The following is a 21,075-nucleotide window of genomic DNA, read 5'->3' as shown; positions in this document are numbered from 1 at the left end:
AACTTATACTTTTCCAGTACGAAGAATTCTATTTCTTTTTGTAGATTTAAAATATTACTAGTTTTAAGATACGTTACTTAAAAAAACCTGATATTCATCTTTTTTTATCCTAAATAAGGGTTTTATTTATATTATTTTTCTTTTTCAAAGTCATCTAATATTTTCTTCCTTACGTATTTTAAATGCTTATACATCTGAGTGAACGATTCATGAGGATCTCTTTTTTTCAACGCTTCATATATAGCTAAGTGATGCTCGATTGTAATGGACGGCTCACGGTAAGTTATCAAGCTATCCGTTTTTTCATGTGTGATAAGAAGGGAATCGATCATCCCTTCAACTACAGGATTATTCGCACTTTGCGCGATAAGCCGATGAAATTCCTTATCTAATTTTCCGTAATCACTATTTGGATTTTCTTGGATTCTGTCAATTGTTTCTTTTATTTTTTCAAGTTGATCATCAGATATTTTTTCAGCTGCAATTGTGACGAGTCCCAATTCTAGAGTCATACGTGCCTCAATAACGGCAGGGATATTATTAATAGACAATGCAAGCATTGCTTTGAACGGACTGCTTCCCACTTTATCATTTACAAATGTACCACTCCGGGGTCTTCTTGTAATAATTTCTAACGTTTCTAAGGACCCTAGAGCCTCACGTAATACTGGACGGCTTACATCAAGTTGTTCCATCAATGCCATTTCGGCTGGTAGTTTATCGCCTGGCTTCAACTGTCCGCTCGTTATCATAAAAATAATTTGTTCCAGCACCTGCTGAGACAAAGTACTCCTACGTATGGTGTTCATTGTATACTCTTTCATCAAATCCCACCTTTCTTTAAATATTTTTGAGATTTTCTATATTACAATTATACACTATAATCCCAAAGGAATTTCACATTACTATGTAAAAAGAGAGTGAAGTCGTTATACCACTACAATCTCTCTTTTATCTATTTCTTCAATTTTTTTAACTTACCCCAGCTAAAGATGGTAGGAATGTTGAAAACCATGGAATATATGTTACTAGCAAAAGGACAATAAGAATGGCTACATAAAATTTGAGCAGATGCGGCATTACTCTTTCCAATTTTACGTTTGATACTTTAATACCAGCAAAAAGAATATTCCCTACAGGTGGTGTAATAGTTCCAATACAAAGATTAAATGTAAGCATGATACCGAAATGTAAGGGGGTCATTCCTAATGCTAAACACACAGGTAGTAGTATTGGTGTGAAAATTAAAATTGCCGGTGTAAGATCCATAAATGTACCGACAAACAACAATAATATATTTATAGCTAACAAAATGATAATTGGATTATCTGAAATACCTAGTATAACGGTTGCCATCATATCTGGGATTCCAGTAAACGACATAACCCAAGCCATAATATTAGATGCTCCAATTAAAAACATAATAATAGCAGACAACTTCGAACTTTCTACCAAAATAGCATAAAATTCTTTTAAGCTAATCGTTTTATAAAATATAGTAGATAAAAGCAAACTATAGACAACTGCAATTGCAGAGCCTTCTGTAGCAGTGAAGATTCCTCCAACAATGCCAAAAACGACAATAATGATTAGTAATAAACTTGGAATTGCTTCAAATGCAACCTTTAGGAATTCATTTAAGGATATTTGCTTTTTACCAACATACCCTTTCTTTTTCGCATAAAAGAATGCTACGATCATACAACTTATTCCCCATAAGACACCAGGAATTAGCCCCCCAAGAAAAAGAGCTGCCACTGAAGTGCCTCCACTTACCAAAGCATATGTGATTAAAGCAGTACTCGGTGGTATCAATAATCCAGTAGGAGCGGTTGCTATATTTATAGCAGCTGTAAAGTTCTCATCATAGCCTTCTTTTTTTTGAATAGGACCCATTATTGACCCCATTGCTGATACGGCTGCTGTTCCAGAACCAGATACAGATCCAAATAGCATATTTGCAACTACATTTGTCTGAGCAAGTGATCCTGGTATTCTACCAGTCATAGCGGTTGCTAAGTTAATCAGTCGAACGGCTATACCACCTTTATTCATAATATTCCCTGCAAGTATGAAGAAAGGAATGGCTAATAAAGTAAAAATATTAATACCTTGAAACATTTTCAAAGCCGATGAGGGAATAGCAGCAGAAAAACCTAATACTTGTGTAATCGCTAGTATCGAGGCAACAATGAGAGTAATTCCTATTGGAATACCGATAAGTAATAGAATAACAATAGTAAAGAAAATCAGTAAACCTGCTGTTACAGCTACACTCATAGTATCCCCTCCTTTTTGCTTTCTGTGAATCGTTGGATTAATTGGATGATATTAATAACGTTATAGACAACTATCAATACGCCACTTATTGGAAGCACAACATAAATCCATTCCATAGAAATATTTAACGTTGGTGATATTTGTATAGCGCCTACTCCAACAACCTGTGTACCTCCAAATAAAAAGACAATAATTGCAATAGTCATGATGAGTAACTCGGTAAAAATAGATAATGCAAACAGCTTTATCCCTGTAAACTTATCCGAAAATATAGATAATTTCATATGGTCTTTTTGACCAAATACTAACGCTGTCCCGAGCAAAGATACCCAAACAAAGGAATAACTCAACAAATCTTCAGATATCGTACTTGGACTACTAAATACATATCGTGTAATCACTTGATAAGTAGCTAGTAGCGTCATAAAAGACAATAAAGCGGCGCAAACACCTGATAATATCTTATCCATTATGTTCTTTACTATTTCCATTAAATACACCTTCTTTAGTTTTGGATTTGTTGAATCTTGTCATAAAGTGGTTGCAAATCTGGGTTGGAGATTAATAATTCCTCTTTAACTGGTTTTTGCATTTCTTCGAATAATCCTTTATCCACAGTGATGAATTCTACACCCATTTCCGTTGCTTCTTCTGTCACTTCAGTAATCCGTTTGTCCCATGCTTCATTTGCAACTTGACTACTTAATTTAAATCCATCTTGGAAAACTTCTCTTTCCTCTGTCGAAAGCGAATCTAAAAAGTCTGTATTTGCAACAAGCATGTCAGTAAAAATCTGATGCTCTGTGCGAGAATAGTATTTTGCAACCTCCCCATGCTTCATATCAACTAGAGCCATCTCAGGATTAGTACCAGCGTCAATAACACGGTTCTGTAAAGCTGTATACACTTCCCCATAAGCCATAACAACAGCTGCCGCATCAAATCCTTGAACGAGCTTCACATTTGCTTCACTAGACTGAACACGAATCTTTAATCCCTTTAAGTCTTCTGGAGTTTCAATTTTCTTTGAAGCATAAAAATTATTTACCCCATTGGAAAACCAAGCCACACCTTGGATTCCTTTGTCAGCTGTAGAATTATAAATTATATCTGTAAATTCTTCATCGTTCATCACTTTACGAAAGCTAGCTTCATCGTTAAATAAATAGGGTAAACCAAAAATCTTATACTCATTCGCAAAAGCTTCCAAATTACTTCCACTCGTAGCAACTAAATCTAGTGATCCCATTTGTAACAATTCGAGTGCCTCCGAATTTCCACCAATTACACCATTAGTAAACAGTTTAATCTCGAATTTATCTCCCATTTCTTCTTCTACATATTCTTTAAATGCGTTTAAACCAAGATAAATTGCATGGTTCTCAGGTTGAACGGTTGCAACACTAATAATTCGTTTACTACTTACCGCTCCATTAGCTGACGCAGAACATCCAGCTAACAATATCATCAATGAAAGACCTAGTATAATAGCTGTAAATTTATTTTTCTTTTTCATTCAGCCACCCCATTCTTTATAGATTAGACATCTAGTTGTAAGCGCTTACTTTAAATACAAAATATATTTCGCAAAAGGAAACTCTTGGTATTCTAACTAGCCTATTCCTAAGTAGCACACCAAGAGTTTTTGCTCAAAATTTATTAAACTAGCAATTCTCCATCTTTCATAATATCTCGCCCATCAATATTACAGGTAACTGTTTTAATAATCATATCTAAATGCAATGGCGAATCGACATGCCCACCAAAATTTAAATTCTTTCCAATACCAATATGGATATTCCCAAATGACCCTTCATCTGGTGCCATATGTCCACACAGGAAATTTTCTTTATTGAGTCCAAGTCCAAGCTCCGCAATATTATAAACAGTTGAATCGTTGAAGTCAGCCAACATCTTACGTAATATATCTGCCTCATGTCCACCGGTTATCTCTGTAATATAGCCGTCCTTCACTGTGCATGTTATCGGTTCTTCGATTAAATTTAATAATGGGTGTGGTATACTTCCATCAAATACCAATACACCGTTTGCAGTTCCTTCAACTGGTCCTAGTGCAACTTCTGCATTCGGAGGAAATGAAGCAGAACCAGGCACGGTTGCCGTTCCATGATCCAGCACAGGTTCACGTCCTTCTATGCTACAAACCATATTAGTACCACCGGGAGCAGTGAGTGTAAATGTTTTGCCTTTATAAAATGGTGCAACTCGATTAACAACTCGTGTAACTTCATCGAAGTCTGCAGTTAGTCCACCTTTTTCGAACATATGAAGAGCATAATCTTGAAGCCCAATCCATCGTAGTCGTCCATTTTTACTTGTACTTAAGCGTGCTTTAGAATGATACAAGGAGTAAGTAGTAGCACCAAATGCAACATCACAATTATTTAATGCTGCAATAACAGCTTCTGTCGGTTCTGCACCATGTCCTTCAGTTGGAGGCATAACAATCATGGAAGTTTCAAAAAATTGTTTGGCATATTTATAAACAAATTCACCAATCTCTCTTTTATCATCATCCGTGATGACCAGTACTTTTTCCCCTTCTTTCAAGTGAGTGATACTCGTAAATAATTGTTTGACACCTAATGGTAGATCGGTCATATTTTTCATCAGTCAGACTCCTTTTGTAGTTATTTTGCGTCTAGCTCATTCATCACACTTCAACAACAATTTCAACTTCTACAGGTGTTCCTTCTGGTAGTGAAGATGTTCCAAGCGAAACCCTACTATGTTTTCCTACTTCACCAAATATCTCAATTGCCAATGCAGATACTTCATCCATCACTTTTGGTTGGTCATTGAATTCAGGAGTACTTGCCACATAACCTTTAATATTAACAATCCTTTTCATAGAATCCAAATTACCTATCATATTTTTAACTGTTGCTAAACAATTTACAAAGGCAATTTTACCAGCATCTTGTGCTTGCTCCATCGTAACTGTATCGCCTACAATCCCTTTATATTTTAATACACCTTCTACTTTCGCTGCATTACCACTAACAAAAATTAAATTTCCAGTTCTGACTCCTGCTTCAAATATTCGCTTATTTGCTTGTGTTGGAAATTTATATCCTTTGCTTTCTAATTTCTCTTCGTAATTCACCCTTACACCTCCATCTTAACGATTTCACTTTATTTAATGAATACTGTTTTAATAGCCGTGTAAAACTCTTTTGCCGCTTGTCCTTGTTCACGAGAGTGAGAACTAGACTGTTTCATCCCACCAAATGGCGCTTGTAATTCTACTCCGGCACTCTCAGCGTTAATACGCACTAACCCTGCATCCATTTCATTTATAAATGAAAGCATATTACTTATTTTTGTTGTAAAAATAGAGGCGCTTAATCCATATTCTGAGTCATTTGCCAATTCTAGTGCCTCTTCAATCGTATCTACTTTCATAAGTGCAAGAACAGGTCCAAAAATCTCTTCTCGAGCAAGTGTCATAGTAGATGATACGTCTTCAAATACCGTCGGCTCAACGTAATACCCATTCAAGCCTTCCTTTTCTACTTTATCTCCTCCAAAGAGAAGTGTAGCCCCTTCTGATTTTCCTTTTGCAATAGCTGAGAGTACTGTGTTTAACTGATTTTCGCTTGAGGAAGGGCCCATCCATGTACCTTCTTCCATGCCATCTCCAATTGTAATGTCTGCCACTTTTTGTAGTAGCTTATCTTTAAATTGTGCATAAACTTCTGATTGGACAATAACTCTGCTAGTAGCTGTACATTTTTGGCCTGAAGATCTTAATCCACCACTAATCGTTGCTTCGACTGCTAAATCTAGGTCTGCATCATTCGCAACAATTACAGGATTTTTCCCTCCCATTTCAAGTTGGTATTTAATACCTCTTGAAATTGCTGTTTGTGCTAGCTGTTTGCCTACTGCGTTGGATCCTGTAAATGTAATCGCATCTATTTCAGTATGATTAGCCATTTCTGTTCCAATTAAAGATCCAGAACCTGTCACCATGTTTAAAACTCCTGCTGGAATTCCTGCATCATGCAAACACGCTATCACTTTTGCACAAGTAACCGCAGTTTCACTTGCTGGTTTAATAACAACCGTATTACCGTAAATAAGTGCTGGTGCCATCTTCCACAGCGGTATGGCTACTGGAAAGTTCCAAGGTGTAATAACGCCAACAACACCAAGAGGTACTCTAGTTGTGAACATAAGTGCTTCGCTATCAGTAGGAGGGATTACATCGCCAATTGGTCGCATTCCTTCTCCTGCGTAATAACGTAAGATAGCTACCCCACGAGCAGTTTCTCCTTTTGCCTCTGCAAATGTCTTGCCCATTTCTTTTGTCATAGCGGTTGCTACTTCTTCTATTCGTTCTTCTAAAATAGTGGCAGCTTTTAGTAAATAATCTCCTCTTACATTTCCAGTAAGCTTGCGCCATGCTTTTTGCGCTTTCCTTGCGGAAGTAGCTGCCTGATCAAAGTCATTGGCTGAAGATAGTTGGTAAAGACCAACTACTTCATCCTTATTTGCCGGATTTTTACTCTCGGCTGTTTCTCCTGTTTCCGAAGCAATCCATTCGCCATTTATATAATTCAAGTACGTATTTTCTTTAGCTATCGTTGTCATTTTAAGGAACCTCCTATTATATAACTCTTGTTGGAGCAGGATATTTTTCCAATGCATGGTCAATAATTTTCTTCAATTCTTCATAATGTTCTTTTTCAACTGTTGCAATTGGCGCCCTAACTTTCGTTGTCACTGGTAGACCAACAATTTGCATACCCGCCTTAATAAGAGAAACTGCATAGCCCTTTTTCTGTTTACGAATCCGGTGAATAGGCAGAATAACGTCTTCATGTAACTCATGTGCAACTTCTTTATTTCCAGTTAAAAGTGCTTCGTAATACATAGCTGAAATATGTGGTATGTAGTTTGAAATTGCCGACGAATACGATGTGAAACCTAAGTTCACATAAGCAGCCATTGTTACTTCTGCTAATGGCATTCCATTAACCCACTCTAAACGATCACCTATTAAATGTGTAAATTCAGTATTAATCTCCATATTTCCTACTCCATCTTTAAACCCTACAAGTTGGGGAAGTTCACATAGTTTCTTAAGTGTCTTGGAATCTAGAATACAATTATCTCTTTGATAGACGATTGCATTCAACTCAGTGCTTTGGATAATCGTTCTTAAATAATCGTATATTCCATCCTGTGAGGGATCAATCAAGTATGGTGGTAATATTAAGTAACCTTCCACACCTAGCTCTTCGGAAATTTTTGCTTGTTCTAAGGCATTCGAGATGTTTCCCCCAACTCCTGTATAGAGTGGCACTTTCCCTTCCGTCCTATTCACAGCAACTTCCACCATACTTCTATATTCTTCATTACTGATTGCATGTAATTCACCTGCTCCACATGCAACGAATATAGAACTTAAACCACCCTCTATTAAAAACTCAATATTTTTCCCTAATGCCTCTAAATCTAGCTTCCCTTCTACATTCATTGGTGCAACCGGAAATCCTAGGATTCCTTTCGGTGCCTGTCTCCTTCTCGTCTTCATACAAATTCCACCCTTCTAATAAACTTAAGAATTATAATTTTCTATAAATTTTATTGTAAGACAATTATATTGTTATGTCAAACCCTTTTTTGAATAGTGAAATAATTCCAATGAACTCATTCTACTTTGTTACCAAAAATACCACTTCTCTATTACAGAGAAGTGGCTCTGGCTTTACTATTAAACGAAAACTTATTTTGTTGAAAAAATTCATTTAAACTAAATTATCTAACTATTATTGGAGTTAATAAGAAATCCAGTTTCTAGAAACTGTGAACAGTTATAGTAGTAACTACTACTTGGCCTGGGTTTCTTACCCCAATATTTTTTCGATAGTCTCGACAATAACTTTTAAAATCACAAAAAGCTCGTTCATCAATTTCTTGATGAACGAGCTTGGTCTTATAATGAATAAATCTAAAGAAAAGCAAATTGTAGCGTATTGTCAGAATAGTGTAGAATTGTTTCTTACACAGGGACGCTTAAATTATGCTCCTTCTACAACAATCCATCACGTACCATTTGTAAAATGTCACTATCAGCACTTAATATATCGTCTTTAGCACGAATAGAAATCTGCTCTGCTGCTGCTTGTGCTTTTCGTATTTCCTCTTTTTCATCTACTGTTAGGATTACTCGGTTTTCCATCACGATGTTTCCATCAATGATAACCGTTTCAACCTCATCCCCACGTGCCGAATACACAAGGTTTGGAACAATATTGCGAATTGGTGTTGTTAACACAGGGAAAAATGTAGGTGAGGATAAGTCTAGCAAGATAACATCTGCTTTTTTGCCTGCTTGTAACGTACCAACTTGGTCATCAATTCCCATCACTTTAGCTGCTTCGATTGTTGCCATTCGAAGTGCCTGTGTGGCGTTAAATACTCTTGGATCTTTATATTTTACTTTGTTCAAAATGGCTGCCATTTTCATCTCATTGATCATATTGTTACAATTGTTACCCGGAGCTTGGTCAGATCCTAGACAAGCCGTTCCCCCTGCGTCTAAAAACTTCTGAACGGGTGGAACCATACCATCGATAATACCGATACTACCAGCACAGTATATTAACTTTGCTCCACTTTTTGCAACCACTTCTGTTTCTTCGTCCGTTGCCTCCGTTAAATGCACAGCTATAAGACGTTCGTTTAATAGGCCATGTTCCTCTAGAAATTCAATAGTTCGTTTACCATACCGTTTTTCGATTTGAAGTACTTCACGATCGCCCTGTGCAACATGCATATGCAGTTTTGTATCTAATCTTTCTGCATGCGCTTGAATTTCTTTCAATAGCTCCAAACTCATCATATCCGGACCATGTGGACCAAGGATCACTGTTATACGTCCATTTTCAGTATTATGATGTTCTTCATATAAATCTAGATTTCGTTGCAGCTTTTCTTGACCAATTGAAGGGTCAAATGGATATAACTCTCCTACTGGCAAATCTCCAATATCATCTGGTATCTCGTTTATCAATTCGGCAAGCCTTGCACGCGCTCCGATCTTTTTATAGTTTTGTACAAGTAAGTCCATTCGACCGTCGTAATCGCAGAAAGTGGTAGTACCTGCTTTCACCCCCTCGATAATATTAACCATGGAACCAACAACGCTTTCTTCTGGACGTAAGTGTTTTTGAAAGGGCCACAGACCTTTTTGCATCCAGTTTGACATATCTTGTGCCACTCCGCGGAAAATACTGATGCCCGTATGAATATGTGCATCTATCAATCCTGGCATGATTAACTTGTTAGTAGCATCAATCATCCGTTCTGCCTTATAATTAGTTAGAATTTCTGTTGATTCCCCGACTGCCTCTATTATATTTCCTTTTATCGCTATTGCTCCATTTTCGATAAAACCAACACCTTTTCCTTCCATTGTAAGAACATGCCCATTATGAATAATCAAATCTACTTTCAACATACATTATCATTTCCTTTCCAGCTATATTAAGAGATTACTTCCTTATTAATTAATACATTTGAATCTCTTCTTTTTACCCTACGATTCAATAAATACAACGCTACTAATAGAACAATAGCCGTTACTATCAATCCAACAAATACATTCTGTGTAAGTCCTGCGGAAAGAAAACCGATTCCTGAAGCAGTCGCAATAACTAAAGCATATGGCAATTGGGTTCGAACATGTTCAATATGATCAGCAGCCGCACCAGTTGACGACATGATGGTGGTATCGGAAATCGGGGAACAATGGTCTCCAAATAAGCCACCACTAATTACAGCACCAATCGCTAGTGCTAAATTGATATCCATCGAAGCAGCCATTGGAACAGCAATTGGAATCATAATTGCAAAGACACCCCAAGAACTTCCCGTTGCAAACGCTATCAATGCTCCGATGATAAAAATAACTAATGGAACTAGGAATGCTGGCAAGTAGTTTCCAACTAATTCTGTAATATACGTACCTAATCCCATCGTAGAAGCGATAGAACCAATCGACCATGCCATAACCAAAATAAGAGGAACAATCATCAACTTTAATATACCGTTCGTTAATTCATCAAAAAGATAAATTAATGATGTTCTGTATCTCAATTTTGCATAGATAATTCCACCAACTGCACCTGCTATAAATCCACAAATGATGGACAATACAATATTAGAATTTAAAAAAGCACCACGAAATCCATTTTCAGCAATATTCCCCGTCCAAAAAATAACGGCAAAAATAGTCCCCATTAATAACCCCATTGGGATCAAAAAGCTAAAAATGTCTGCTTTTGTATTGGATACCATCATCTCTTCTTCAACAGACTCATCTATCATCAACTTATCGTCTTTTCCGTATAGTTCCCCAGTCTCTACCGCACGTATTTCAGCTTTATACATCGGTCCAATATCTAAATTTAAATTAACCACAAATAACACACCAATCATTGCAAATAGACCATATAAATTATAAGGTATCATTTGGATGAACAGTGACCATGGATTATCACTTAAACCAAGCACAGCAATCTGCGTGGCAATAAGTCCAGTAATAAAAGGTCCATAACTACTTATTGGGGACATAGCAGCTAGTGGACTTCCCATTGAATCCAAAATATATGCCAATTTAACACGGGATACTTTTAACTTATCTGCTATAGGACGAGTAACCGTTCCTAAGATTAAAACTGGCTCTGTATAAGAAAATAGGAAAGAACTACCCCATATAAAGTTCTGCGCTTTCTTGCGCGTATTCACTTTTTTTGTAGCCACTTCGGCAAAAGCACGCGCACCACCTGTAACACGTAGAATATTTACAAACCCTCCTGCTAACGTAACTAGCAATAACATTCCCGCATTCCAAGGATCCGCAATCGAAGGTATGACAACATCGGTAATCGAATTTGTAAATCCAACGAATGGATTCCAACCGCTAATTATTGTAGAACCTAACCAAACACCAATGAATAAGGATAAAATTGTCTGTCTTGTCACTATAGCTATTACAATTGCAAGAATTGGTGGTAATAACGATAAAATCCCATACTCCATTTTCTCATCCCCTTTATGAAAATATCTAAATGATAACGCTTTGAATCAGCTTTTGGATATGATCTTTTGTAAGTAAAACTGCTTTCTCCACATCTCTTGCTTTTACCGCCTCTAATATCAGTTCATGTTCGACAAGATGATGTGCATCCCTTAACTTAGTAGCAATCTCTGGAAACTTCTCCTCGAGTCTTAACTCTTCATGTATTAATAGTTTTAACACAGAGTTAAGAAAGCGATTACAAGAAAGTGTACATAACACTTGATGAAAATTAATCGGAAGTAGTTCAGAATTTTCCCCTATACTTATACAATGTTTATGTTGCTTAACCGATTCCTCTAAAAGTCCAATTTCATCATCAGATGCATACTCAATAACTGATTTTATAACCTCTGACTCAATAATCACTCGTACATTTAGTAAATCAATGATGTCTTGTGCATTCTCAGGATCAGTTGCTTTTTTCATTTCGGCTTCAATCTTAAGTCTTTCTACATCACTTTGCATTCCTTCTAATTGGCGTTGTCCTTTTACAGTAAGAATTCTCCCTTGCGAAGAAACTAACTCTGTCCATCCAAGACCGTCTAATTCCTTTAACAATCTACCTACAGATGCCAAACTAATCGAATCACCAAGGTTCTCCATCTTTTCTTTCATAATCCATGATCCAAGTGGCTTTTCTGAATCAGAAAGACATTGTAAAGCGATTAAGTAATGAAAATCTGCTTCATTAGAAAACAGCTCTTTACTCATCTTCATATTCACACCTCCTCCTCACTGATGAGTAGCTATTTGAATTATAATTTATCTTTTTAGTAAAAACAATCATTATTTTCTGAATTAATAGTTTTAATGATGTGTTTTCATAGATTGATGCGACTATTGTCAAATGATATATCACATTGTTTGCGGTTCTTTAACGGAAATTTTGAGCTTCTCCACTCCATTATGTGTTCCACCAAAATCTCATCAGGCATTTTTGACTACGTTAAGAAGCTTGAAATCAGTTTTACTGAATTAAACCTAATTTCCAAACAAGTATCAAGAAGAAAACACGAAAGAAAAAAGCGTAATCCTAATAGGACTACGCTTTCTTCCTTCCCTAATAGGGAATACACTCGGAAAATTTGTATGTTGCTTAGTTAAACCGTAACTGACAATTTTAACATTCATCTCGTCAGTGCAGTTATGTCGTCTAATAGGAATCCATCAGACATTAAAGTGCACTTCCACAAAAAACTTTTTTTCACTTTCAGGTAAAACACGTTGGATAGAAACCTAAATATATCGGTTCCCGACGAGAGTACCTTTCGTCAGTAAAGCAAATTTTCCGCCAAGGCTGTGCAAATCATCCATTGAAGTCTCTTGTAAACTCATAGTTTACCAGTCCCTTCCTACGGTAGTTCCGCCTTGTACTATTTATATACCCCGCTAAAAAGTAATTAAACATCCATTATTAAATTTTTTTTCAAACTTTTTTATGGAAGTTAAGAAAGTTTTTTCATCCATCTCCTACAGTATTATAACTTGCTTTATTAATTCGTAATGCCTCCTGTTCGGTGTGCTTACTTTTCCCTCTTATAAATAGGGCAGAACCTTTTCTCGTTAAGTCCTGAATTGTCTTAGATTTTACACAGGAACGACTTTGTGTTTCCGAGCAAAATAATTCGACATGATAGCTCCAAGCGTCAAGTTGATGACCATATTCACTACTGCTGGAACGGCTGCAAGCGAACTCACATGCTCTAAAGCCAAAGTAGCTGCCAGTGCAGTATTGCAAATTCCAGTTTGAAATAAAATTGAACGTGCCGCTGCTTCCCCTACCTTAAGCACTTTCGCTAAGTAATAGCCACCAAACATCGGAATGGATACCTGAAGTAAAACTGCAAAGGCAATGAGTGGCAGTAGATGTAAATTTTCCTCAAGGGAAGACTGTGCACTTGATATAACCGAAACAATAATTAAAAACAAGGCTAGCTGAGAGAGAATAGATGTATAAGGTTTCACCCTATTGACGCTATGGCTGAATTTCCATTGTAAAAAAACTCCTAAAAATAAGGGAATAAAAACGATATAAATAATATTTAAAAAAATTGCCCAAAACTCAATGGGAATAAGCTGACCTGCAAATAGTTGAGTTAAAGAAGGTGTTAGTACTGGAGATATTATGGTATCTAGAGTGGCCATCGTAATACTTAATGCTACATCTCCTCCTGCTATAAAAGAGAATAAATTAGCTGATGTACCACTAGGAACTGTTCCAGATAGAATAACCCCAATAGCTACTTCTGGATAGTCCCCCAAAAATAAGAAAGCCACTCCAATAGATACCCCAACCATTACAGTCCACTTTAGGATTATTCCAATAAGGGCATTTTTAGGGTGTTTAATCGCGGCGATAAGTTGTGTAGTAGCAAGTTGCATACCCATTAACAGGAAAATTGCGCCAAGACCAAATCCTGTCCAACCTCGAAACCCTCGAAAAGCATCGGGGAAAAAATATGCAATACAAGCCAGTGTCACAATCCAAAAAGGCAAAAAACGCGAAATAATCGAAGCAATAAATTTCAAAGAGTACACCACCCTATACTAAACTAACGGTTTCTCCTACAAACTGAGTATCGCTAATTCTATTATCATTACATTCCAAAAAAATTCATAAATGTGCAAGTGCCTTTGTATTTTTCTTATTCCTAAAAAACCTGTGCTATAAAAGCACAGGTTCATTTATACTTTTTTATAAAGATAAGCCCCATTTTCGACTCGATCCAATTCAACAGTATCTCCAATCGATACATCGCCCATTAAGCGGCCAGTAACCTTAGCAGTTGTATTCATCAGCTGTACCAATACCACATTATATGGAGCAATTTCTGCAAACTCAACGGGTGGAACATGGATTTTTGTGAAACTATATATTGTTCCATGGTCAGAAATCTCTTGCTCTTGTATATCTGAGGTACCACAACTCGGACAGTATATACGTTTTACAACTGTGTCATGCCCGCAGCAAGTATAAACTTTCATGTAATCACAACCTTTCCAAGATATGAACAGCTGAGTACGAGCCTGTCCCACCTAAATTTTGTGCGAGTGCAATTCTTGCACCCTTTACTTGGTTTGGAGCAGTGCCATTAAGCTGATGAACGAGCTGATAAATCTGAGAAAGCCCCGTCGCTCCAATTGGATGACCTCTAGATAACAACCCACCACTTGTATTAACTGGTTTCTTGCCTCCAGGTTTCGTATGTCCAGCTTCTACTGCTTTCCAACCTTCGAGTCTTTTGAAAAATCCTAGTTCCTCTATAGCAATGATTTCTGTCATGGAGAAACAATCATGAATTTCAATAACATCGATATCCTCAGGACCTAACCCTGCCTTTTCGTATGCACGTCTTCCCGATTCCCCAATTGCAGGAATAGATAGCAATTCTGCTGCATCCTGCATTTGGGTAGGACCTGATACAAGTGCAGAAGCTCGTACATGGATACTACTTGGTTTCCTAGAAATGACTATCGCTGCTGCCCCATCAGTCATAGGAGAACAGTCGAATAATCCTAAAGGCTCGGTAATTAGACGAGCATTCATAATTTCTTCGATGGATGTTGCTTTCTGGAATTGAGCAAGTGGATTATTAAGTGCATTTTCTCGATTTTTCAAAGCGACCATTGCTAAATGTTCCTTGGTTGCTCCAGTTTCATGGAAATATCTATGAGCAAGTACGCCGAAAAACCCTGGGAATGTAAGTCCTGCATGCTTTTCATTTGAATCGGTATCCATAGCAGCATTAATAGCCTGCGTTACATCTGGAGTATTTGCATGCTTCATTTTTTCTACGCCCGCTACTAAAACTGTATCGTATTCTCCACTCATTACCCCTAGTATTCCTTGACGTAGTGCGATACCACCTGATGCACAGGCACCCTCTACTTTTGCAGTAGGAATATAACCAAGGCCTAGGTCATTTGCGACGATTGCACCTAATATTTCCTGATTACTCATGCTACCCGCAAGAAAATTCCCTACAAACACTGCGTCAATTTTAGGTCTACCTGCTGCTTCTAGTGCCTGACGACTTGCATCTAATAACAAACTTTTTAAGGTTCTGTCCGAATGATTTCCGAATTTCGTCATCCCCACACCGTGTATATATGTTTTTGTCATCCTTACACTCCTACATGTTGTGACTTCAATTCACGTTTCAATATCTTTCCATATGAACTCTTAGGTAGCGCATCTACAATGTGTATTTCTTTTGGCTTTTTGAAACTTGCTAAATGATCCATACACAAGGCTAGCAATTCAGTTTCCTCGACTCCAACAGTACCATTTAAGACGACATAGGCAGCGATATTCTCTCCCCACTTTTCATCTTCCACACCAATTACGCATGTTTCTTTCACTCCTGGATGCAGATTTAAAACTTCTTCTACTTCACGGGGGTAAATATTAACTCCCCCCGATATAATAACGTCTTTCTTACGATCGACTATATGTAAAAATCCTAATGCATCTCTCCAACCCAAATCTCCTGTATACAGCCACCCATCTACTAGTGTCTCGTCTGTTGCTTTTTTATTGTTCCAATAACCCTTCATGACTAATGAACCTTTGCAAATAATTTCACCGACTTCTCCGTGTGCAACTTCCTCGTTTTCATCGTTGACAATTTTCATATCAACAAAGGGACCGATTTTCCCGCATGACTCGAGTCTATTCGGGAGCTCATGGCGAGGCATCATTGTGATGCACATTGGAGCCTCCACCTGTCCATAGGTTTCCACAAAAATGGTTCCTGCTTTATCCAATGCTTCCTTTAGCTTAGTCGAAGCAATAGGAGAACCGGCCATATTAATGGATTTAAGGGTTTCTAGTTTTGTTGCATCAAATGCTGGATCCTGTATCATCAGATTCACCATCGTCGGCACCATGAAGATAATACTGACTTGATCTTCTTTTAAATGATTCAAAAATTGATCTGATTCAAATTTATCGTAGACAACTTGTGTTAAACCATATAGCCAGGCAACATGACTTAGAAAATTACTGCCATGTGTCAATGGCGCAACATGTCCAATGATATCCGAATAATCTACATTACAGACTTGTGATAATGATAGGGAACCAGCGATCATATTTCGATGACTCAACATTACACCCTTAGGACTACCAGTCGTACCTGATGTATACATAATGGCAAATATATCATCTTCATCTACCTGCTCCAAAAATACTTGTCCATAATGTTCTTTAATAACCTTTTCATACTTTTCCCCTACAGTTAGCTGTGGAAGATTTCCACTAAGTGTAGACAATAGCTCCTCTTCTCCGATAAGTAGGGAAACAGTTGCATCATTTATCATATAGTCCAATTCTTTGAAATGAAGACGGTAGTTAAGAGGTACCTTTATAATTCCGGCATGTGCAAGTGCTACATCCAATTCAATATGCTCTGCTCGATTTTTCATTAATACCGCTACACGATCTCCTTTTTGGATACCTTGCGCATGAAAGTATGCAGATAAAGCTAGGGTTCTTTCTTTAAATTCCTTATAGGTGAATGAACGATCTTTGTCCTTCACTGCAACCTTATCTGGATTGGCATCTGCAGCCTTTAAAGCCAACTTACTTATTGTCTCCATTTAAAAGCCCACCTTTCGAAAATTGAAATACTGGCATTCCCCAAATCTCATCTTCTTTTCGTTGCATTACTACGTCCTCTAACGGGAAAATAATATACTCAATCGTTACAGCTACTGGATTTTCATCTTCTAAGAAATGTCCTCCACTAATAACAGAATCACAGTCTACAAATACACCATGCATGTGAATATCCGTTTTGCCCTGTTCATCATATCCGACAAAACCTGTTGCAGATAATAATTCTACAGGGGAATGCGTACACTTTTTGGCGGAATATTTAATCCGACCTTGCGTTCCATCACGCTCAACCTGAACATAAGTAGCATATTGCAATGACCCAATACATTGAAAGTGAGCAGCCTTTACTCCATGCTCCTGACAAATCTCTTTAATACCTTTGAAAAGATCTATATCTTTTGTCAGACGCCCTACGATTCTCTGAGTTGTAGTGTCATAGACGGATTGAAGGGGAACCTTAACCAATACTGTAACCTCCATCCACTTTCAATACCTGAGAAGTTGAATAGCTAGCCGCTCTGGAGGAAAAATATAATACTGCCTCTGCAATATCGTCTGGTGTTCCCATTCGATCAATAACCTGATCAGATGTATCGTAAGCAATTCCTGCAGTAATCCCTGTAGCTACAGCACCTGGTGCTACCGAATTACATGTAATACCGTACTTGCCTACTTCTTTTGCAATCCATTTCGTAAGAGCAATAACCCCTCCTTTAGAAGCAGAATATGCTGGACCAGAACGACCATTCTTTTCTCCACCAGAAACGACTCCGCCATTTATTCCAGAGATGGAGCTAATATTGACAATACGTCCATAATTGGCGTCGCGCATATGTGGATAAACACATGCTTGACTAAACAAGAAAGTTGCTTTTAAATTGGTATCTAAATCACGATCCCACATGTCGACAGTCATATCTTCTAAATCGAGTCGACTACATGTACCTGCATTATTAACCAAAATATGTATTTCACCAAATTTTTCAATCGTCCTTGCAACGGTTGCTTGGACAAAATCTTTATCTCGAATATCTCCTAAACACTCTAAGTAAACAGAATCCCCTAACTGAGCAATTGTTTTTTCACATGAATTCAAATCAACAAGAACTACATTCGCTCCTTCATTTGCAAGCTGTATAGCAACAGCCTGACCGATTCCACTAGCTGCACCAGTGATAATAGCTACTTCTTTTGAAAATTTCATCCCTTATTTCCCCCTTTATTTTACATTCATTAGATCAGGTAAAAACGTTGATATGGCTGGAACAAATGTGATTAACATTAAAACGATAATAGCCGCCACTATAAATGGTAGTACCCCTCTTGATATACCAATAATATTCGTCTTAGATATACCTGCTGCTACATATAGGTTGAGTCCTACTGGTGGTGTAAAAAGACCGATTGCCAGATTGACTGTCATGAATACACCAAACACGGTTGGATCCATATCTATGAAAAGCATGATTGGCAGTAGTATAGGAACGAATATATAATAAGCTGAAATTGCATCGATAAAAGCTCCTGCGATTAGAAGCAATACATTTATCAATAAAAGAATGACAACTGGATTACTCGAAATCGATAAAATCGTATCACTCATATCACGAGCAATTTGTTCTGTTGTGATTATGTAAGCAAATACCGATGCGGCACTAACGATAATCATAACGACTGCAGTTTGAAGCGAAGCGTCTACAAAAATACGATACATGCTCTTGAAAAGATTTTCTCTTAATACAAATAAGCCAACGATTAAGCCGTAGACTACCGCAACTACAGCTGCTTCCGTAGGAGTGAAAAATCCACCATATATTCCTCCCAAAATGATGAAAGGAATAAATAAGCCCGGCAATGCCCTAACAAATGCTTGCCATCTTTCTTTACCAGAAGCTTTTTGAACTACAGCCTCATCAGCATGAAAAATACCTTTTTTCTCTTCCTTACGACGCACGTAGAATGCAGCAACAATGAATGCAAAACCCATTAGTAATCCAGGAATTACTCCTGCTAAAAAGAGACGGTTAATCGTAATAGGAATCTGATCACCAGCCACTACAGCAAAAACGATGAATGCAATACTAGGCGGGATAATGATACCAATTGCCCCTGAGCTCGCAACCAATGCTCCAGCTGTTTCTTTGGTATAACCACTTTTAACCATTGCTGGTATGAGAATACCACCAATTGCTGCTACAGTTGCCGGACCAGATCCCGATATAGCTGCAAAGAAAACAGCCACTAACACAGTTACAAGAACAATGCCACCTTTTCTATGACCAACCATAGCCTGTGCAAATTCTATTAAACGTTTGGAAATCCCTACATGATCCATAATAACTCCAGCTAATATAAAGAATGGAATGGCCAGTAAGGTAAATTTCGCTACACTTGTGTACATAATATCCGTGACCGCTTCTAAACCGTACAACCCATTTGACGACACTAATACGATTAATGATGAGATCCCAAGTGAAATCGCAATAGGTACACGAAGGAAAATCAGTACAAAGAATGCTCCAAATAACAGTAAGGCAATCATAGTTGCTCTCCTTCCTTAGATGTAGATGCCTGGTCCTTTAGCTGCCATTCCTGCCATCCAACTTGTATTGTGCGCACGATACATAAAATTGCCCCAATTGGAAGTGACAAAGTCATCACCCATGTTGGCCATCCAAGTGCAGGTGTTTTCTGCCCCATATCCATTTGAAATAAAATCGTCTGAATTCCATACCAGAACAGGACTCCAAATAGAACTAATCCACAAATTGTTGAAATGGCAATCATACTGCGTTTCAAAACTTTTCCACCTAGATCATATAAAAGTGTAAAGCCAAGGTGTGAGTAATTACGCACACCCATGGCAGTACCTACAAAAGTAAGAAGGACAAAGAGGTTAATAGTCAATTCCTCTGTAAAAGACAGAGATATCTGAGCAAAATTTCTAGAAATAATATTAGCAAAAGCAATAATTGTCATTGCTAGTAATGCTAAGACTAGAATAATTTCTTCTACTTTATTAAGGATTTTCATCCGACAACCTCCTTATCTCTTTTGGAAAGCTTCCAGTAATTCAGCACCCCATATATCTTTGTATTTATCGTATAGTGGTTGTACCTCTTCTTTAAATGCAGCAAGCTCTTCGTCAGTCGGCTCATAGAACTGCATACCACTAGCTTTTAATTCTTCAATTTGGGTTGCTTCTTTTTCACGTGCCTGCTCAACTTGATATGCTGCCGCTTCTTTCCCTAGTCGATCAAAAAGCTCTTTGTCCGAATCACTTAACGAATCGTATAGTTTCTTGTTCATCCCAAGCACTAGTGGATCATACGAATAGTTCCACAGTGTCATGTAATCTTGTACTTCATTTAGCTTAGATGAATAAATAACGTCTATAGGATTTTCCTGACCATCAATCGTTCCTTGTTGTAATGCAGTAAATACCTCTGAGAAAGTCATCGTTACTGGGTCAGTACCAAGTTCACGGTATAAATCTGTATACATCGTAATTCCTGGTATACGAAGCTTAAGTCCTTTAATATCCTCCGGACCTTTTACTTCACGTACACTATTAGTTAGTTGACGGAAACCGTTTTCTCCATATCCTAAAGCCTGTACTCCTTTTTCAGCTAATACTTTTTTCAGTTGATCTCCACCATCTCCGTTAAATACCGCATCTGCTTCGTCTAAATTGTTAAAAAGAAATGGTGCTGAAGCGACACCGAAACGTTCATCCAAAATGGAGTAAATGATGGTTGAGTTGAAAGTTAAATCAATAGTTCCTTTTGAGAGTCCCTCTACTGCTTTACCGGAATCTCCTCCAGATAACTGTTCATTTGCAAATAGTTCTAAATTAATACGACCGTCACTTTCTTCTGCTAGATCCTTTTTTAGCTTTTCTGCTGCTTCATACCAAGTAGATGACTCGGAAACTGTTACCGACATCTTTAAGTTATACTCCTTATCCTCCGCAGAAGATTCCTCTCCGCCACATGCTCCTAAAAGTAGAACTGCTGATAACCCGATTGTCGTAAAGATGGAACGTTTTAATTTTTTCATT

General features: G+C 37.6%; 20 protein-coding genes. All 20 read right to left on the bottom strand.

Annotation, left to right across the window (positions count from 1 at the left end):
• Window positions 1–131: 131 nt before the first annotated feature.
• A complete protein-coding gene (locus tag MKY60_RS04315; protein ID WP_090565340.1) occupies window positions 132–824 on the bottom strand; it encodes a FadR/GntR family transcriptional regulator in 693 nt (230 codons plus the stop codon).
• A 148-nt stretch (window positions 825–972) separates the two neighbouring features.
• Window positions 973–2,280, bottom strand: coding sequence for a TRAP transporter large permease (locus MKY60_RS04310; RefSeq protein WP_090565342.1), 1,308 nt, complete (start codon window positions 2,278–2,280; stop codon window positions 973–975).
• The gene (locus MKY60_RS04305) at window positions 2,277–2,771 is read right to left on the bottom strand and encodes a TRAP transporter small permease (RefSeq protein ID WP_340928778.1); all 495 of its coding nucleotides are present in this window, start codon (window positions 2,769–2,771) and stop codon (window positions 2,277–2,279) included. The genes MKY60_RS04310 and MKY60_RS04305 overlap by 4 nt, the downstream gene beginning before the upstream one ends.
• A 14-nt stretch (window positions 2,772–2,785) precedes the next feature.
• On the bottom strand, window positions 2,786–3,796 hold the full coding sequence (locus MKY60_RS04300; RefSeq protein WP_090565346.1) for a TRAP transporter substrate-binding protein: 1,011 nt from the start codon (window positions 3,794–3,796) through the stop codon (window positions 2,786–2,788).
• A 143-nt stretch (window positions 3,797–3,939) separates the two neighbouring features.
• A complete protein-coding gene (locus MKY60_RS04295; RefSeq protein ID WP_090565348.1) occupies window positions 3,940–4,911 on the bottom strand; it encodes an aminopeptidase in 972 nt (323 codons plus the stop codon).
• A gap of 43 nt (window positions 4,912–4,954) precedes the next feature.
• Window positions 4,955–5,407 (bottom strand): RidA family protein, encoded by a 453-nt coding sequence (locus tag MKY60_RS04290; protein ID WP_340928777.1) that lies wholly within the window; start codon window positions 5,405–5,407, stop codon window positions 4,955–4,957.
• 29 nt (window positions 5,408–5,436) lie between these two features.
• Entirely contained in the window at window positions 5,437–6,897 is a 1,461-nt protein-coding gene (gene gucD / locus MKY60_RS04285; protein WP_093494014.1) for an alpha-ketoglutaric semialdehyde dehydrogenase GucD, read from the bottom strand.
• 16 nt (window positions 6,898–6,913) lie between these two features.
• On the bottom strand, window positions 6,914–7,843 hold the full coding sequence (gene kdgD, locus MKY60_RS04280) for a 5-dehydro-4-deoxyglucarate dehydratase (RefSeq protein WP_090565354.1): 930 nt from the start codon (window positions 7,841–7,843) through the stop codon (window positions 6,914–6,916).
• Between the two features lie 498 nt (window positions 7,844–8,341).
• The gene (locus MKY60_RS04275) at window positions 8,342–9,772 is read right to left on the bottom strand and encodes an amidohydrolase family protein (protein WP_269920628.1); all 1,431 of its coding nucleotides are present in this window, start codon (window positions 9,770–9,772) and stop codon (window positions 8,342–8,344) included.
• Between the two features lie 26 nt (window positions 9,773–9,798).
• Window positions 9,799–11,355: a Na+/H+ antiporter NhaC family protein gene (locus MKY60_RS04270; protein ID WP_340928776.1), complete on the bottom strand. Its 1,557-nt coding sequence runs from the start codon at window positions 11,353–11,355 to the stop codon at window positions 9,799–9,801.
• Window positions 11,356–11,380: 25 nt separating this feature from the next.
• Window positions 11,381–12,112, bottom strand: a complete 732-nt coding sequence (locus MKY60_RS04265; RefSeq protein ID WP_340928775.1) for an FCD domain-containing protein — start codon at window positions 12,110–12,112, stop codon at window positions 11,381–11,383.
• Between the two features lie 870 nt (window positions 12,113–12,982).
• Complete coding sequence (locus MKY60_RS04260) at window positions 12,983–13,924, bottom strand: bile acid:sodium symporter family protein (protein WP_445677980.1); 942 nt, start codon at window positions 13,922–13,924, stop codon at window positions 12,983–12,985.
• Window positions 13,925–14,080: 156 nt separating this feature from the next.
• On the bottom strand, window positions 14,081–14,380 hold the full coding sequence (locus tag MKY60_RS04255; protein ID WP_090565362.1) for a Zn-ribbon domain-containing OB-fold protein: 300 nt from the start codon (window positions 14,378–14,380) through the stop codon (window positions 14,081–14,083).
• A gap of 4 nt (window positions 14,381–14,384) precedes the next feature.
• Window positions 14,385–15,518, bottom strand: a complete 1,134-nt coding sequence (locus MKY60_RS04250) for a thiolase C-terminal domain-containing protein (protein ID WP_090565364.1) — start codon at window positions 15,516–15,518, stop codon at window positions 14,385–14,387.
• A gap of 2 nt (window positions 15,519–15,520) precedes the next feature.
• Window positions 15,521–16,996 carry a class I adenylate-forming enzyme family protein gene (locus MKY60_RS04245; protein ID WP_340928771.1) on the bottom strand — a complete coding sequence of 492 codons (1,476 nt, stop codon included), beginning with the start codon at window positions 16,994–16,996 and terminating at the stop codon, window positions 15,521–15,523.
• Window positions 16,980–17,480, bottom strand: coding sequence for a PPC domain-containing DNA-binding protein (locus MKY60_RS04240; protein ID WP_241595343.1), 501 nt, complete (start codon window positions 17,478–17,480; stop codon window positions 16,980–16,982). Before MKY60_RS04240 ends, MKY60_RS04245 begins: the two co-directional genes overlap by 17 nt.
• Entirely contained in the window at window positions 17,473–18,219 is a 747-nt protein-coding gene (locus MKY60_RS04235; protein ID WP_093494000.1) for an SDR family NAD(P)-dependent oxidoreductase, read from the bottom strand. Before MKY60_RS04235 ends, MKY60_RS04240 begins: the two co-directional genes overlap by 8 nt.
• 15 nt (window positions 18,220–18,234) lie before the next feature.
• Complete coding sequence (locus tag MKY60_RS04230; RefSeq protein WP_340928768.1) at window positions 18,235–19,557, bottom strand: TRAP transporter large permease; 1,323 nt, start codon at window positions 19,555–19,557, stop codon at window positions 18,235–18,237.
• Window positions 19,554–20,048, bottom strand: coding sequence for a TRAP transporter small permease (locus MKY60_RS04225; RefSeq protein ID WP_093493996.1), 495 nt, complete (start codon window positions 20,046–20,048; stop codon window positions 19,554–19,556). Before MKY60_RS04225 ends, MKY60_RS04230 begins: the two co-directional genes overlap by 4 nt.
• Before the next feature lie 12 nt (window positions 20,049–20,060).
• The gene (locus MKY60_RS04220) at window positions 20,061–21,074 is read right to left on the bottom strand and encodes a DctP family TRAP transporter solute-binding subunit (protein ID WP_090565375.1); all 1,014 of its coding nucleotides are present in this window, start codon (window positions 21,072–21,074) and stop codon (window positions 20,061–20,063) included.
• Window position 21,075 lies beyond the last annotated feature (1 nt).

Source organism: Psychrobacillus sp. FSL K6-1415, from assembly GCF_038003185.1.
Lineage (GTDB): Bacteria > Bacillota > Bacilli > Bacillales_A > Planococcaceae > Psychrobacillus > Psychrobacillus psychrodurans.
Note: the sequence above shows the minus strand (reverse complement) of the source record. Positions and strands in the feature narration are given on the sequence as shown.